This is a genomic window from Tissierella pigra (assembly GCF_009695605.1).
Taxonomy (GTDB): Bacteria; Bacillota; Clostridia; order Tissierellales; family Tissierellaceae; genus Tissierella; species Tissierella pigra.
The window spans coordinates 1-17,318 of record NZ_VUNQ01000030.1; the positions used below are offsets into that span (position 1 = coordinate 1).

A 17,318-nucleotide genomic window follows, 5' to 3' on the forward strand; every position below is an offset into this window, starting at 1 on the left:
ACAGATTAAAAGATAGAAAAGAGTATATGTCTTCTAGAAAAGAAATCACAAATACTCTTTTAAATAAATAAATTCTCTGCACTTTTTAAATGACTTTTTTATGTAGAATTAGATTGTCGTTGACAATACCTATATGATACCTAAGAAGTGTGTAATAGACTATGTAACAGGTGAGCACTATGCCGAATACAAGTATTCTTTAAAGGTTCAGATATAGTATAAGGTAGTAAATAAAGTTGAAGCCATTAAGGATATACCCTACGAGATTTTTATTTGCCCGTAGGGTATATTTTTATTTAATAGCCTGCCTGTAATAGTTATTCCCAGTATCTATCTAAAGTGATATGGCTATTAACATTTGTACATGATATAATAATTGGTATTATGTGCCAGTGGCATACCAAGATAGTAAGCAATAGATAAAAGTTTAAAGGGGGTATTACAATAAAAATGAAAAGAATATTAAGTTTATTATTAGCATTAGTAACAATTTTATCAGTACCAATCACCTCATCAGCAGCATCGATAAAATACGAGAAAGTAGAAAAAATACCTAATGTAGGTATTCAGTTTTCTAATAAATTGGTTGGGATAGAGGTAGAAGTTCCAGAGGATGTATATAGCTACTATATAGGTTATGTAGAGCAGGCATTGAAGCATAACTTAATCCCAAAGGAAATTCAAGCAAGATATAAAGAGTCTATTACTAGGGGTGAACTCTCTACACTTATAGTAAGATTTTACGAACTAATTAAAGGTAAAGAAATAAGTGAGAGAAAGAAATTTACAGACACTAATGATGTAGACTTTGAGAAAGCAGCAGGTTTGGGTATCGTAACGGGCATAGGTGGAGGGATATTTAGACCTAATGACGTACTCACACAGGAGCAAGTTGTTGCAACATTATATCGTTTTATGGAAAAGGTGGGTTATTATTTCCAACCAGTTGATGAACTGGAATACGAATACAAAGAAGCTTATGAGTATTATCTTGAAGAAGCTAAAAAACTCGGAGCGTCTAGTTGGGCACAAACTGTGTTTGCAAAGGTTTCCATGACACCTGTAATATGTAACGTAGGCATTTTTGAACCTAAAGGGACGTACCTTGTTGAAGATGTTATCGTTCTTTTAATAAGCGTATTCAGAGAAGTGGATGTCTTACTTTTAGAGGGGCATAATAGTATAGACGAAGTAAAAGTAAAGGAGCAACTTAAAAAAATAGAAAAAATGTATCCAACTGGAACACCTTGGGGTTTAGAAAAAGAGTATACGTATATATATAATGTTTTTAGGTCACCTATAGTACGTACCGTTCATGCCTGCGATGCCTTTGCGACTATGGTTAGTGAATCTATCTTTGGAGACTTACCCGAACGTGTTATCAACAAAAACTTTGATGGAATTAGAGTGGGTGATATAGTAGGATATAATAACCACGTTGTTATAGTAATAGATAAAACAGATAATAAAATAGTAATTGCCGAAGGTAATAATGGTGGTAAAGTTAGATGGGGTAGGGTAATTACTCGAGAGAGATTTGAACGAGATGGCTACGGGTACGTTACTAGGTATCCATTAGTAGTCGAGCACTATTAATAGGTTATTATGTACACAACCCTATAAACAGTCGGGGTAAAACCCTTATCCCGATTAAAATAAAAACTAAACAACAAAGGAGAGATTTAGAATGAACAAGAGAATATTAGCAGTAGTCTTAGTATTAGTCTTAATGTTATCAATGGCAACAACATCATTTGCAGCACCGACGAGCACAGTAACAACTTTTAATGGACAAGTAGAGATAACAAATGTTAAGAAAGAAGTGCGTTATAGCGGCGACGCCGAATATGGTGGGGTAATTGGGAAAATGCACGAATTGCTTGAACTTGAGCTTGGGCTTGAAGACGCAGACCTAGTACACGATGGGTACTATGAAGCCTATGTTGTGGGAGCACCAGCGACAATAACAGTTAAAAAGGCAGCATACGACGATTATTATGGTGTGTTATGGTATTCAGTATATGCGGAAACTAAGGACAAGAGACCTAATTATGCCATGAATGAGTACACTAAGGGTGCGTGGGACTATAACTACGAGTTACAAGATAGAACAGCCTATGAGGGAACAATTACCTTGGAAAAACCCGGTGTCTATCATGTATACTTCTCTAACGGGAGTGACGCAAGCTCTGACGCAGCTATATCTATATACTTTGTAGTAGAAGATACAGCACCAACAACACCAACACCAGCACAGCCAAAACCAAACGCAACCCCAACAACCTCAACAGTTTTAGTCAACAACCAACCTACAACATTTGAGGCATACACAATAGACGGCAATAACTACTTTAAACTAAGAGATTTAGCCCAAGTAGTAAATGGAACAGAAAAGAACTTTGAAGTAGAATGGGATGGAGTAAAGAACGCAATCAACCTAAAATCCAACGCACCCTATACACCAGCAGGAGGCGAACTAGCAAAAGGCGATAATAAAGCTAAAAATGCAACCCAATCAACTTCTGTAATCTATAAAGACGGGGAAGCAATCAACTTAAAAGCCTATACAATTAATGGGAATAACTTCTTCAAACTAAGAGACATAGCCCAAGCCTTTGACATAGGCGTAACTTGGGACAATGCAACTAAAACAGTAGGAATAGACACAAGCATAGGATATACAGCAGAGTAGTACAAGCAATTATATGTAAGTAATACCTATATAATATAAAAGACCCTTGGACATTTTTATCCGTCCCAAGGGTCTTTTGTTATAGGTATCCAGCCAGTATTAATATAGCCTTACAGGCTTCAGGGTCCTTACTTTTAAGCCAAACTTCGAGGTTACTTATAGTAAGTAGTTTATCAAACTCTATGCTCAGATTATCTGATTCACTTGGTGGATGCCTACATACACAACCAAGCATGGATAACTCGGATTCTAATACTTGATTATTTTTCACTAGGTGATACCCGCTAATGAGCCAGTCGGGTGGAAGTTCGTAAAATATGGCCTCTGGGTATTTAGCCCCAAAGTCAATGCGAATATGAGTATTTTTGCCTATACCTTCTTGGTTCTCATGTGTCGTAGAACTAGCACCGACGACTATAAAGCCCCTATTAAGAAACATTTGAACAACTCCTATAAGTTCCACACTGAGACTAATGGTCTTAGACTCACAGTTACAGCAAGGCTTAGACCATAAGTCGCTATATAACTCAAAACATATAGGACACATAGACATCATATGGTAGAGACCCCCTTGGTATATGGCTCGTTCTTTACTTGTTTAGCATATTTATAGTAGGTAGACTTTGCCATACCTAGTTGTTCCATTAGTTCAAATGGCTTTGTTAGACCTGCTTCAACCTTACTATATTCCTTTTTGAACTTATCATAATCTATAGCAACAGGTCTACCATATTTACTCCATTCACCTCGGTCTTTCATGGCCTGTATACCCTCAGCTTGCCTTTTTTCTCTTTTGACCATCTCAGCATGTGCTATGGTAGCATACATCTCAATAAGCATATTATTTATAGTTTCCATTAACATGGTGGCCAAAGAGTTATCCATAGTAGAATAATCAACTAAGGTAGTAGGTATTTCTAGTATCATTAGTCTTACACCAAGACTCTTATAGTGTTGTAGTTCCTTCAAAGTCTCATATTTATTACGGCCAAGTCTGTCTACTTCCGAAATTATTATTATATCGTCCTTATTTTTGGCTATTCGTTTCAAAGCTAGATAGTCTGGCCTATTGAAGTTCTTCCCAGTCTGTTGGTCTGTAAACATTTCAGTCAGTTTAATGCCACTAGTAGAGCAATAGTCGGTAATAGACTTAATACCCCTGTCAAGATGCTGGTCTGTGGTACTGGTCCTATGGTAACCATAGATAGCCATAGTAATTCCCCCTTCCTAATATATTTAAAGGTCTATAAATGCCTACACTATCTATGGACTAGTCCATAAAGCCCAGTGTATATATTTATAGACCTATTATTAGTCTAAATAAGGCAGTCCATAAAGGTATACATTTATAGACTGCCTAGCAACTAATTAACTATATTCTCAACCATAGATATATAGTTGCTAGCTCCTTGTAGATTATCCAAGCCTAAATTCTTTAGCATATCTGCTAGGGCATCTAAGCCTTTATAATCTAATTCGTATCCTACAAAGTTACTATCATAAGACTTACGGACAGCGAAAATATCAAAGGTCATCAATTTACCGACAAATTCAGCAGTTATTGTAACATTAGCCTTATGCTTATCTATAAGTTTTTCAATATCAGCGTAAAGTGTTAAGGGGTCGTGTAGATGGTTGTCAGTCCAACCCTTAAGTAGCATACGGTGCATATGCTCTTTAACTTGCAAAGCATCTATAGATTTGTTATTTTCCAGCAATTTATTAAGTGAAGAACTAAATAACTGTATAAAGGTTTTATTAGAAATATCAAGTTTATAAATATAGCCTGTATCATAATAGCCTACCAAGGACCTCTTACGCCAATTAAGTTCCAGCATAGGCGACATACAAGTCCCGTATATCAAGTCAGAAAGTATATCGCCTATTCTAAGACCTTCATATTCTCCCTGTAGTAGATAATCCAATAATGGCATAGATGCCAGTGCTCGCCAATCTGTCTGGTCAGGTTGATACCAGTCATGCAATAAACCATCTCCAACTTTAGGAAGTGGTAGAGGGTCAAAGCCTAGGTAATTAACAAAAGGGTCTACATACTTGGTTATAGCCCTATCTAAAGCACTTGCAGGTGTCTTTTGAAGACCGATAAGTTTTTCCTCTAATAAGTCAGCCCTTCTACCTAATGCACCAAAGCCATAGCATGAGTGGTAGAAGCAATCAACTAATTCAGGTATTGTAGTAACGGACTTAATCTGTTTACCTATATAAGCCATTAAGTCCTGCTCTGCTCTTTTGTAAGCCCTTATAAGTGCTTCCTCTTTATCGTGATTAGATTTTAAGTTCTTGTAATCTAAGTTTTTATCAATAAGTTCTGCTGCTGTTGTTACTATTGATTTCATATATTTTCTCCTTTCAAATGTTCTTGAAGCTAGACTAGTATATGATATAATCATAGTGAGCCAGTCGCCTCAAGTGATTGGTTTGTAGGGAGCAACCTCTCCGCCAAGAGTAAGGGTTGCTTCCTTTATTATTTGCTTTCTTTAGCCTGTCCTTTTAAGTACAGGTCTATTCCTTGCCTAATAATGTTTGCCGTAGGTACTTCTTGCTCTTTAGATAATTTCCTTAGTTGGGTTATTGTACTTTCTGGCAGTCGTACCTTAATGGATACAGTTTTTTCATTAGTTTTCAATCTACCATTACTACTCCTTCCAATTTGTCAGCACCCCCTCTTCTATAAGGGTTCCCTGCTTAGTGACCCCACTTGATGATGTTATACCGCGCTAAGCGTGAAAATGTCAACATATTTTTAAGTTTTATTTGTGGCCTTAGCTTTTTTATCCTATAGAGTAAAGAAAACATCTAATTTGTGAGCATATAAAAACTCTTGCTATTGTTCGCACAATAGAATATTATTAGGTCATAGACTTCTAAAATTTGGAGGTGAAATTAGTGAATTATTTATCAGCAAAGGAAGTAGCTGAAAAATGGAATATATCAAGACGAAGAGTACAAGTTCTTTGCGAAGAAGGCAGGATTGAAGGAGCATTTAAACTAAGTGATGTGTGGGTCATACCCAAAGATGCTGAAAAACCTGTAGATAGAAGAATAAGGAAGAAAGCTGATGAATAATGGTATACGATAAATAGGGTTGGAGGGTTGATAATATGAAGCCACCTAAGGTATTGGATAATAAGAAATATAGGGTTGTAGATGAATTGAAAGAGGAACTTAATAAAGGTTCAAAGCTATCGGTTATATCGGCGTACTTTACTATCTATGCTTATGCAGAATTAAAAAAGGAACTCAGTAAGATAGATAATATGAGGTTCATTTTTACCGAGCCCACCTTTGTACATAAGGACCAAGAACTTATTAGAGAATATTATATAGAGCGTAACCTTGAAAAAAAGATGTCTGGTAATGAATTTGAGATAAAGCTAAGAAATGAGATGAAGCAGGCGGCCATAGCCAAAGAATGTGCAGAATGGTTGGAAAAGAAAGCAGAAATAAAGTCTTTAAGACGGGCAAACCCAGCCCAGCCAAGACTGGTTTACATAGAAAACCCCGAAGACAATGTTTCTATAAATGGAACCGTGGACTTTACTTCTGATGGTCTAGGTATTACGCCTTCTAATAGACTAGATAGCAATATGTGTCTATATGGTAAGGACTATACCATAAGTTTTTTAAATGCCTTTAATGACCTGTGGGAAGATGATACTGCAGTTCAAGATGTTAAACACAAGGTTCTAGAGCAAATGCGTATCCTTTATAGAGAAAACACTCCCGAGTTTATCTACTTTGTTACTCTTTACAATATATTTAACAACTACCTTGATGAGCTAACGGAAGATAACATTGTTAAGAGTCGTACTGGTTTTAAAGAGACCTTAGTCTGGAATAAACTTTATAAATTCCAGAAGGACGGCGTTATGGGAGCCATAGATAAGATAGAAAAGTATAATGGTTGCATCATAGCAGATAGTGTTGGGCTAGGCAAAACATTTACTGCACTTGCAGTTATTAAATATTATGAACTCCGGAATGATAGGGTCCTCGTTATAGTACCTAAGAAACTTCGTGAAAACTGGACTGTATACACCATGAACGATAAACGTAACATCTTCTCAGGAGACAGGTTTAATTATGATGTCCTAAATCATACTGACCTTAGTAGGACGAGTGGATACTCAGGAGAAATTAACCTTGCAACTCTTAATTGGTCAAACTATGACCTAGTTGTAATAGATGAAAGCCATAACTTCAGAAACAATCCCCCGGTAAAAGGGCGTATTACCCGCTATGAACGGTTTATGAATGACATTATAAAGGCAGGAGTTAAGACCAAGGTTCTAATGCTATCAGCAACTCCAGTAAACAATAAGATGAATGATATAAAGAACCAGATCGCTTTCATAACGGAGGGGAGGAATGATGCCTTTAAAAGCGTTGGTCTAGATAATCTAGAGATTATCCTTAGGAAAGCCCAGACTGTATTTAACAGGTGGTCTGAACTGCCCGACCTAGATAGAACAACGGAAACCTTTGTTAATATGATGGATTTAGATTACTTTAAACTACTGGATACTGTAACAATTGCCCGTTCAAGAAAGCATATAGAGAAGTATTATAACTTAGACGAGATAGGTAAGTTTCCAAAAAGACTTGCTCCTGAAAATAGATACCCTATTATTGATACCAAAGGAGAGTTTCCACCAATAGAGGAAATCAACAGACTTATAAAAAAACTTACCCTATGTGTTTATTCACCTTTGAGTTATGTATTACCTGAAAAAAGAGCCTCTTATGAGAGTAAATATGATATGAAGGTAGGGGTAAACAACAGTATTTTCAGGCAAGCCGACAGGGAACAAAGTCTAGTTGGGTTAATGCGTATAGGTATCTTAAAGAGGATGGAAAGTTCTATTAATTCTTTTGCCTTAACCGTTGAAAATATCCTCTATAAGATAGATAAAACTCTTGAGGCAATAGAAAAAAGACAATTTGATTATGATGCTGAGATGGATATTGGAGATATTGATATAGATGACCCAGAATATGACAGTCTGATGTTTGGTAATAATGTCAAGGTCCTACTGCAAGATATGGACCTTATAAAGTGGCAACAAGACCTTTTAGATGATAAGGACAAGCTTGAAACCATACTTTTAGAAGCCATAAATGTAACACCTGATAGAGACGCCAAACTAATAGAGCTTAGGCGGTTAATAGAAAACAAGATTAAGAACCCTATAAACCCTAATAATAGAAAGGTAATAATATTTACAGCATTTGCAGATACGGCCAAGTACTTGTACAAGCATTTATCCGAGGAATTTGCAAATAAGGGTATCTACTCTGCTATTGTAACAGGTAGTGGAGATAATCACTCTACTTTGTCAATACCAAAGGATTTAAGAAAGTCAGTTAAGATGACTGATATAAACACAGTCCTAACTTTATTTTCACCTATTTCAAAAGAATGTTCCAAGGTATACTCAGAGATTAATGAATATATTGATATTCTTATTGCAACTGACTGTATATCTGAAGGCCAGAACCTACAGGACTGCGATTATCTTGTAAACTACGATATACACTGGAACCCAGTTAGGATTATCCAAAGGTTTGGTCGTATTGACCGTATAGGCTCTTTAAACCAACAAATCAAATTAGTAAATTTCTGGCCTACTGCTGATTTGGACGAGTATATAAACCTACAACAGCGTGTCAAGGGCAGAATGGTTTTACTAGATGTATCAGCAACAGGTGAGGAAAATGTAATTGAGACAAATCCTAGTAAAGAAATGAAGGACCTAGAATACCGTAAAAAGCAGCTTAAAAAGTTACAGAATGAAGTTGTAGACTTAGAGGATATATCAGGTGCTATATCAATTACAGACCTTACCTTTAATGACTTTAAAATAGAACTAATGGAATATATGAAAACCAAAAGAAAAACCTTAGATGAAGCACCAAGTGGTATGTATGCCGTTGCTAAAATAGATGAGAGCATCAGCGATATAGTGAAGCCAGGAGTAATCTTTACCTTAAGGCAGGTTAAGGGTAAGGAGCAAAGCAAGGAGCAGAACCCACTATTCCCTTACTATATGGTCTATATTACAGACGATGGAGAGGTACAGCTATCCTTCCTTCATGCTAAGAAGATACTGGATTACTATAAGAAACTATGCTCTGGTAAAAATGAAGTATTAAAAGAGTTAGTAGAGGAATTTAATAAAGAGACCAATGATGGTCGTAAGATGGAGCATTACTCTGATTTGCTGGAAAACTCCATTGAAAACTTAATAGGTAAAAAGCAAGATATAGGGATAGCCAGTTTATTCTCTAAAGGCGGTACTTCAATGCAAAAGAGCCTGTTTGATGGCATCGAAGACTTCGAACTGATTACTTTTTTAGTCTTAAAAAGTTAAGGGGTGAGACTATGGATACTTATAAGTTTTTAAACATTCCTGACAATTGTTTTATCGGCAATACTATTTATAAAAAGTTGTTTTATGAAAATGCTGACCTGTCTACAAGTGACAAATCCTTGTTTACAGATACCATAGGTAAGATAACCTGGCTTTACTGCTTGAAGTCAGAAACTATAAATATAGCAGTCTATAGGGATGAAGAGCGAGATTATCCTGAGATTGAAGTTGTAGAAATAGTTTTAAATAAGGACTACAAACTTAAAAGAATAGCTGAGATTATGATGGGGACTATACCCTACCCTATGTTACTGATTTTTAAGTTGGAGGATAAAATACTTTTTTATGTGGCTCACCAAAGGACTAACCAAAGCGATAGCAGTAAGAATACCATTGAGGAGTTTATCGCTACTGATTGGCTGGAAAGTGATAATGATTTATTTGCAAAGCTTGATATAAAGCAAATGAGATTTACAAACTTCTATGCACTTTATAGTGATATTGTTGATTATATCAGTATTTATAACCTATCAACTATTATGCCACTGAAAGATGATATAACTGGTGTAGAGGCAAGAGAACTTTCAGCTAAGATAGAAAATATAGAACAAGAGATTACAAGCTTACGAGCTAAGTTGAAAAAGGAAACCCAGTTTAATCGTAAGATGGAACTGAATATTGAGATAAAGAGATTGGAGCTATATTTAGATAAATTGACTAATAATAATTAGCCAAACAATTGGAGGGAGGTAAAGATGAGTTTCTTATATAAAATTTTATTAACATTCAATGCAACTTCTACGATGATTGTTGTTTATTTGATAAAAGAGAAATGTTATATACCATTCTTGGGAATATTCCCAATTTGGGTTTCACATATAGGATTTCTTTTATTTCCACTGTTACTAACTCTAATTAGTATTTGGATGAAAAGATGGCTGAGTAAAGATGATATAAATCATGATTTGTTAAGTGTTGAAGAAGCCAACAGTTCATTTCTACCGAGTTATCTAGGATATTTCTTTGTTGCACTCAGTGTTAACTCGGCAGAAACAATGATATTTGTTTACTTAATTGTTTTTGTATTTACATTTTTTTCTCAGACTTTGTATTACAACCCTTTATTTTTATTGTTTAGATATAAATTTTATTATATTACTACTGCAAATAATATTAAGCTATTCATTATAAGTAAGAGAGAAATTAATACAACTAGGGGCACTGTATTCCCTAAATTAAGGCGTATTAATAACACTACATTTATTGATGAGGGGGAATATTAAGATGAATCATACAATAGGGAAGATAAGGAAGCGAGGAACTGATTTCAAATATCGTAAAATATTAACAGGAGAAACTTTATATACACTACCCGATAATTTAATGCATTTTGTAGAATATAGTCCTATTCATAACTTAGATGAAGACAGTTGGTTTGGGATAGAACATTTTTCACAAAAAGAATATTGCCTAGATTTATTGAGAGGAGAATTTATATCAGCTGAATATAATGCACTGTTAACACGTGAAGAGGCAGATAATCTAGATTTTATTTTTACATATCAGGATAACAATGTGTATTATTTCCAGAGTATAACAAGGAGCCAATTGAAATACAGAAGATGTATTAGTCTAGGAGATAGATATTCATTCGAATCTAATAGCCGAGATATTACAATAAATTTAATACCTGATGCTATATATATTAAGGATGTTGATATAATGTATTTCAAAAAATTGTCTTCTATATCTAGAATTTTTGATGGCATTAGTGTTTTGTACCGTGAAGCTACACAAGAAGAAACCACTATATTTTTAGGGAATGACTTTATTAGTTTGCAGAATGATTATTCGGCAGAAAATGTGAAACAAGCTAATAGAAAAAGGATAGCGATGGCTATTGATACAATGAATAGATATGATAATGAACAGAAAGTTGCTGTATTTAATAGTATAAAAGAATATTGTTCAGATTTAATTGCAGAGGATGGCGCTTTTTGTATCAGTTCTGAGCACGAACTTAAGCTTTTACTCTATGGAATTGAACAGAGATTTTATACTACAGCAGATGGAAGAGAACGAAGGATTGCAAATTCTATAATTACAATAAGTTAAAAGGAGGAATTTTAATGATAGAGACAACTCTTAAGGGCAATACCCCTGATATAGCAGAAGAAAATATTCAAAAATTGAAACAGATATTCCCAGAAGTCTTTACAGAGGATAAGGTAGACTTTGAAAAGCTACAACAAGTATTAGGTGATTATGTAGAAGATAGCAACGAACGCTACAACTTCACATGGAACGGCAAAGGACGAGCCTTGCGTTTATCTCAAACACCTTCACTAGGTACACTAAGACCCTCCAAAGAGGAAAGCAAGGACTGGGATAACACCCAGAACCTTTATATAGAAGGTGATAACCTTGAAGTATTAAAGCTTTTACAAAAGAGCTACCATAGTAAGGTTAAAATGATATATATAGATCCTCCATATAACACAGGAAATGACTTTGTATATCCTGATGACTTCCGCGATAGTCTTGAAAACTACAAGAAAGTCACAGGGCAAGTGGATAGCGAGGGTAATAGAATAAGTACGAATACAGAAGCAAGTGGACGCTATCATACTGACTGGCTTAATATGATGTACCCTAGATTGAGGCTAGCAAGGAATTTGCTTACAGATGATGGGGTTATTTTTATTAGTATTGATGATAATGAAATTGACAATCTGAAAAAGATTTGTGGTGAAGTATTTGGAGTAGATAACTTTTTGACCTGTATTACAAGAGCCACTGGAACGCCAACTGGCGGTGGTTTTGATGGTTTTGTAAATGAAATAGACTATATTCTTGTTTATGCAAAGTTAAGAGAATCGGTAACAATTCGGGGATTGAGCTTTACTGAAGATGATGCAAAAATCTATAATTTGGAAGATAAAGATGGTAAATATCTTACTCGTCCATTAAGGAGAACAGGGGGCGAAGACCGTCGAGAGGATAGACCAACCATGTACTTTCCTATTATTGCTCCTGATGGAACGGAAGTATTTCCTCTTGGACCAACAGGATACGAAAGCAGATGGATTTGTGGCAAAAGTAAATACGATGAGCTTGTTGAGAACAACTTGATTGAATGGAAACAGATAGAAAAAGATGGTGTAAAGGTTTGGCAAGTCTATCAAAAATTTTATTTAGAAAACAGAACAAAACAACCCGGGAATCTGTGGATAAATGTAGAGGGGAATAAAAAGGCGACTAGGGCAATCAGAGATATATTTGACAGCAATAAGGTGTTTGACTTTCCTAAGCCAGTAGGAATTATTGAGAATTTACTTGAGTTAGCTTCATTTGGCAATGATTTAATCCTAGACTTCTTCTCTGGCTCTGCAACCACCGCCCATGCCGTAATGAAACTTAATGTCAAAGATGGTGGAAACCGAAAGTTTATTATGGTTCAGCTTCCTGAGTCGACAGATGAAAAGTCTGAAGCGTACAAGGCTGGTTATATGAATATATGCGAGATAGGCAAAGAGCGTATTCGCCGTGCAGGTGAAAAGATTAAAGAAGAAAAAGTACTAGAAGCACAGAATCTTGATATTGGATTTAAAGTATTGAAACTTGACACTTCCAATATTCGTAAATGGCAACCAGACTATGATAATTTAGAGCAATCTATATTGGACTATGTAGATAACTATGTAGACGGCAGGACAGCGCTGGATGTTGTCTACGAGATAATGATTAAATACGGACTTGACCTAGACTATCCAGTTGATGAGTTTACAATTGCTCAGAAGAAAGTCTATTCTATTGGCTTTGGTATGCTTATGATTTGTCTTGATAACGAGATTACAACAGAAGTTGCTAAAGGAATTTTAGAAAAGGTAAAGGAATTAGCACCTGAGAGCACCAGAGTTGTATTTAAGGATAATGGGTTTAAGACAGACAGCAACAAGACCAATATCAAAGAAATACTCAAATCTGGTGGGATTGAAGAATTTATAACTTTGTAAGGAGGTATGGTTTAAATGAAACTGCAATTTGATAAAGATTTAGAATACCAACACCAAGCCATAGCCTCTATTGTTGATTTATTCAGGGGACAAACACCTATGCAGACTAATTTTACTGTATCAGCATACAAGGGACAGATAGGTATTTATGATAGTGCCAACGGTATTGGTAATAGGCTTGAGCTTGATGAAGATGAGATATTAGAAAACCTTCAGGAGATCCAACTTAGGAATGGTTTACCGCAAACTAAAAGGTTAAAGGCTGGTAACTTTGATTTTGATGTGGAGATGGAGACGGGCACAGGTAAGACTTATGTTTACCTTAGGACAATACTAGAACTCCATGAAAAATATGGCTTCTCTAAGTTTATTATTGTTGTTCCAAGTATTGCTATTAAAGAAGGGGTTTACAAGTCCTTACAGATTACTAAGGAACATTTTCAGGATTTATTTGATAATACAATTTATAACTTCTTTATTTATGATAGTAGTAAGCTAGAACAGGTTAGAAGCTTTGCAGTAAGCGATAATATAGAGATTATGGTTATCAATATAGATGCCTTTAGGAAGAGTTTTACAGACCCTACTAAGGAAAACAAGGCAAATATTATCCATAGGACAAATGATAGGTTAAACGGTATGAAACCTATTGAACTTATACAGGAAACTAGACCCTTTGTTATTATAGATGAGCCTCAATCAGTAGATACAACACCTAAGTCCAAGGAAGCTATCAAGTCTCTTAACCCCCTATGTACTCTACGCTACTCTGCTACCCATGTGGAGAAGCACAACTTGGTATATAAGCTAGACGCAGTAGATAGTTATAATTTGGAGTTGGTGAAACAGATAGAGGTAGCAGGATTTGCTACTAGGGACTATCATAACAATGCCTACTTGAAACTTTTATCCGTGGATAACAAGAAGTCGACTATTACAGCAAAGATAGAGATGGATGTTAAGAATAATAAGGGTGAAGTTAAACGAAGTACTGTAACTTTAAAACGTGGAGATGACCTATATGATAAATCAAAGGGTCGAGATGTCTACGAGGGTTATATCATAAGTGAGATTTATTGCGAAGAAGGAAACGAGTATGTTGCTTTTACAAGCAAGCCAGATATTTTGCGTATAGGTAAAGCCATAGGGGATGTGGATGACTTAGCCATAAAAGAGCAACAGATAAGAAAGACGATAGAGGAACATTTAAATAAGGAACTCATACTTAATAAGCAAGGTATTAAGGTCCTAAGCCTCTTTTTTATAGACCGTGTGGCTAACTATCGCTATTATGATAAAGATGGAACCACCCAAAAGGGTATTTATGCTCAGCTTTTTGAGAAACATTACTCTGACCTTATAAGACAGCCTAAGTATAATACCCTATTTAAGGATATTGATTTAGATACTGCTGCTGAAGATGTCCATAATGGCTATTTTTCAGCCGATAAGAAAGGTATCCTAAAAGATACCAGTGGTTCAACTTTGGACGACGAGGACGCCTATAATCTTATTATGAAGGATAAGGAACGCTTATTATCTTTTGATACTAAGCTTAGATTTATCTTCTCCCACTCTGCACTTCGTGAAGGTTGGGATAACCCTAATGTATTTCAGATATGTACACTAAATGAAACAAGAAGTGAGGTTAAGAAGCGTCAGGAAATAGGACGAGGCCTTCGACTTTCTGTAAACCAAGATGGAGAACGTCAACACGGTTTTTCTATTAACACCCTGACAGTTATGGCAAATGAGAGTTACGAAGACTTTGCAGATGCTCTTCAGAAAGAATATGAAACTGAAAGTGGTATAAGATTTGGGGTTGTTGAAAGTCATTTATTCGCAAATATTCCAGCAAAACAGATAGATGGAAGTATAGAATATCTAGGACAAGAAGCCTCTGAGACTATAGTCAAGGACTTCCTAGATAATGGATATATTGATGAGGCAGGAAAGGTACAGGATAAGTTGAAGCTTGCTTTAAAAGATGGCAAACTGAATATACCTAAAGAATATGAAACCGTAAGAGCTGAGATTACAGCTCTTGCAAGAAAGGTATGTAGTAGCCTTAATATCAAGAATAATAGTGATAAAAAGACCATTAAACTAAATAAACAAGTATATTTAGACCCTGAATTTAAAGACCTATGGGATAGGATAAAGTATAAGACTACCTATTCTGTAGACTTTGACAGTGAAAAGTTGATTGATGAATGTTGCAAGGAAATGCAGAACAGTCTATCCGTAAGTTCCGCCAAACTTGTATATACAAAAGCTGGTCTAGACATAGGTGTTGGTGGGGTTGTAGCTAAGGAATCAGATAGGTATGCAGTAGGTTTAAATGACTTACAGGAAAACATCCCAGATATAATTGCCTATTTACAGAATGAAACTAACTTAACGAGGCAAACCATTGTAGAAATACTTTTAAGAAGCAAGACTATACATCTATTCAAGAAGAATCCTCAAAGATATATGGAGCAAGTAGTTCAGATTATAACTGCTAAAATGAGGCTTATGATTGTTGACGGTATTAAGTATACCAAGATAGGTGATGATGAATATTATGCTCAAGAAATTTTTGAGAAAGAGGAGCTTACAGGCTACTTATCCAAGAATATGATAGAAAGTAAGAAGTCAGTATATGAGTATGTAGTTTACGACAGTGCTAATGAGGAAAGTTTTGCGACTAGCTTTGAAAACAATAAGAATATTAAGTTATACGCCAAGCTACCTAACTGGTTTACCATAGCTACTCCACTGGGTACCTATAATCCAGACTGGGTGGTATTAATAGATATAGACGGTAAGGATAAACTCTACTTCGTGCTAGAAACCAAGGGAGACATAATGTTTGACGCCTTAAGACCAACGGAAAGTGCTAAGATTAAGTGTGGAAGAAAGCACTTTGAAGCCCTAGGGAACGATGTAGCCTTTAAAGACATAGATAGTTTTGATGAATTTATAGAGCAAGAAGTGGTCGTGTAGGAAAATTACTGTATAAAATAAATGTGGTACATCAAATATTAGTTTGGTGTACCACATTTATTATTTTAACCAAAATTAATACCTTAGATTCTACTTCAGGCCTTTTCAGGTTATACAATATTAAACAAAGTTAAGTATAGGTTTGTACATTAGCTTTGATTAAGTTTATATAATATAGAAAAGAGGTGTATTTATGAAGGATAAACTTTTGACTGTAGCCCAAGCAAGTGAACTTGCAGGTGTAAGCACGGAGAGTATTAGAAGGTGGACTAATTCAGGGAAGCTTAAAACTTATCGAAGTGCAGGGAATCACCGTCGGATTAAAACTTCAGATCTAATGCGATTGATAGATAATCAATCCAGCTATCCGGCTGAACCATCAGTATCATATATAGAGTTCCTTGGTGACGATATGAAACCAGACCCAACTAACATACCTCCACTCCGTGATTTGCATAAGTTTTTGGCGATGTATGATGACAAAGGGCGTGAGAGAATAACTGCGGATACAATAAGTTTTTAAAGGTTTTATTTGTGAGGAAATGACATGCTAAAACATCTGCAAATGGGCTCTATAACTAAGGTTGAGACTATAACCCTAGGCGTTTTAAAATGCCCTAGGATAAGTTTTAAATATTTTTAGATATAAATCCTTAAGTGATGATATAAAAGGCTTTTAAAGAGTTTTAAATGGTGTATAAAGAATATGACTATAGAGTCTCTGGTAAAATTAGATAAGGTGGAAAGATATTCTATTAATTAACCTGTAAATTTTCTAGAGGATGATATTTTTATATTCGATTTTTAGTGAGGTTGCCTAAACTCCTTTTTATCAATTGATTTCAAGGATGCCCTAGGCCGATGCTGAAAATATAAAATTAAAATATTAATTTTAAACTTTATCAAACAAAAACAGGCATGTCAAAAAGCAAAGTATATTTTAAAACAAAGGAGGTGAATAAGATGGCCACTATTAAAGGTAAGTTTGAGAGTATTAAAGTAGGTGATTCAAAGATATTTGTCCAAGGTAAGGAGTTACCTATTAATACAGAGGTTGAAGTAACGTCTCAATATGGAAACATCTATAGTACAATTATCACCAAAACACACTCTAAGGTTAGAAATGGTTATTTATACAACTATACTCTAATTGACAGTCAACCGAGCGTCGCAGATTTAGATGAATTACTGGGTTTACTTTAATTGTTTAAGTGAAAAATAGGATACTGT

At 35.3% G+C, this 17,318-nt stretch carries 15 protein-coding genes; 11 read left to right on the forward strand and 4 right to left on the reverse strand.

The features are described 5' to 3' along the window. Positions 1–450: 450 nt before the first annotated feature. Entirely contained in the window at positions 451–1,596 is a 1,146-nt protein-coding gene (locus FYJ83_RS12905; RefSeq protein WP_154441094.1) for an S-layer homology domain-containing protein, read from the forward strand. A gap of 91 nt (positions 1,597–1,687) precedes the next feature. After that, a complete protein-coding gene (locus tag FYJ83_RS12910) occupies positions 1,688–2,692 on the forward strand; it encodes a stalk domain-containing protein (RefSeq protein WP_154441096.1) in 1,005 nt (334 codons plus the stop codon). Between the two features lie 79 nt (positions 2,693–2,771). On the opposite strand, the gene FYJ83_RS12915 is transcribed toward FYJ83_RS12910, so the two are convergent. From FYJ83_RS12915 to FYJ83_RS12930, 4 genes are all read right to left on the reverse strand, one after another. Further along, on the reverse strand, positions 2,772–3,248 hold the full coding sequence (locus FYJ83_RS12915; protein ID WP_154441098.1) for a hypothetical protein: 477 nt from the start codon (positions 3,246–3,248) through the stop codon (positions 2,772–2,774). Further along, positions 3,245–3,904 (reverse strand): recombinase family protein, encoded by a 660-nt coding sequence (locus tag FYJ83_RS12920; RefSeq protein ID WP_154441100.1) that lies wholly within the window; start codon positions 3,902–3,904, stop codon positions 3,245–3,247. The genes FYJ83_RS12915 and FYJ83_RS12920 overlap by 4 nt, the downstream gene beginning before the upstream one ends. A 152-nt stretch (positions 3,905–4,056) precedes the next feature. Beyond that, positions 4,057–5,049, reverse strand: a complete 993-nt coding sequence (locus FYJ83_RS12925; RefSeq protein ID WP_154441102.1) for a hypothetical protein — start codon at positions 5,047–5,049, stop codon at positions 4,057–4,059. A gap of 128 nt (positions 5,050–5,177) precedes the next feature. After that, positions 5,178–5,339, reverse strand: a complete 162-nt coding sequence (locus tag FYJ83_RS12930) for a ribbon-helix-helix domain-containing protein (protein WP_154441104.1) — start codon at positions 5,337–5,339, stop codon at positions 5,178–5,180. A gap of 260 nt (positions 5,340–5,599) precedes the next feature. Here FYJ83_RS12930 and FYJ83_RS12935 point away from each other — a divergent pair, with 260 nt between their 5' ends. From FYJ83_RS12935 to FYJ83_RS12975, 9 genes are all read left to right on the forward strand, one after another. Beyond that, the gene (locus tag FYJ83_RS12935; protein ID WP_326828339.1) at positions 5,600–5,779 is read left to right on the forward strand and encodes a helix-turn-helix domain-containing protein; all 180 of its coding nucleotides are present in this window, start codon (positions 5,600–5,602) and stop codon (positions 5,777–5,779) included. A 35-nt stretch (positions 5,780–5,814) separates the two neighbouring features. Continuing rightward, positions 5,815–9,084 (forward strand): helicase-related protein, encoded by a 3,270-nt coding sequence (locus tag FYJ83_RS12940; RefSeq protein WP_154441108.1) that lies wholly within the window; start codon positions 5,815–5,817, stop codon positions 9,082–9,084. Between the two features lie 11 nt (positions 9,085–9,095). After that, a complete protein-coding gene (locus FYJ83_RS12945; RefSeq protein WP_154441110.1) occupies positions 9,096–9,815 on the forward strand; it encodes a DUF4391 domain-containing protein in 720 nt (239 codons plus the stop codon). A 24-nt stretch (positions 9,816–9,839) separates the two neighbouring features. Beyond that, complete coding sequence (locus FYJ83_RS12950) at positions 9,840–10,367, forward strand: hypothetical protein (RefSeq protein WP_154441112.1); 528 nt, start codon at positions 9,840–9,842, stop codon at positions 10,365–10,367. Between the two features lies 1 nt (position 10,368). Then, the gene (locus tag FYJ83_RS12955) at positions 10,369–11,199 is read left to right on the forward strand and encodes a hypothetical protein (RefSeq protein ID WP_154441114.1); all 831 of its coding nucleotides are present in this window, start codon (positions 10,369–10,371) and stop codon (positions 11,197–11,199) included. 206 nt (positions 11,200–11,405) lie between these two features. Continuing rightward, positions 11,406–13,100, forward strand: coding sequence for a site-specific DNA-methyltransferase (locus tag FYJ83_RS12960; protein ID WP_229768584.1), 1,695 nt, complete (start codon positions 11,406–11,408; stop codon positions 13,098–13,100). 15 nt (positions 13,101–13,115) lie between these two features. Beyond that, positions 13,116–16,088, forward strand: coding sequence for a type III restriction-modification system endonuclease (locus tag FYJ83_RS12965; protein ID WP_154441118.1), 2,973 nt, complete (start codon positions 13,116–13,118; stop codon positions 16,086–16,088). Positions 16,089–16,281: 193 nt separating this feature from the next. After that, the gene (locus FYJ83_RS12970; RefSeq protein ID WP_154441120.1) at positions 16,282–16,611 is read left to right on the forward strand and encodes a MerR family transcriptional regulator; all 330 of its coding nucleotides are present in this window, start codon (positions 16,282–16,284) and stop codon (positions 16,609–16,611) included. Between the two features lie 440 nt (positions 16,612–17,051). Continuing rightward, positions 17,052–17,291, forward strand: coding sequence for a hypothetical protein (locus tag FYJ83_RS12975; RefSeq protein WP_154441122.1), 240 nt, complete (start codon positions 17,052–17,054; stop codon positions 17,289–17,291). Positions 17,292–17,318 lie beyond the last annotated feature (27 nt).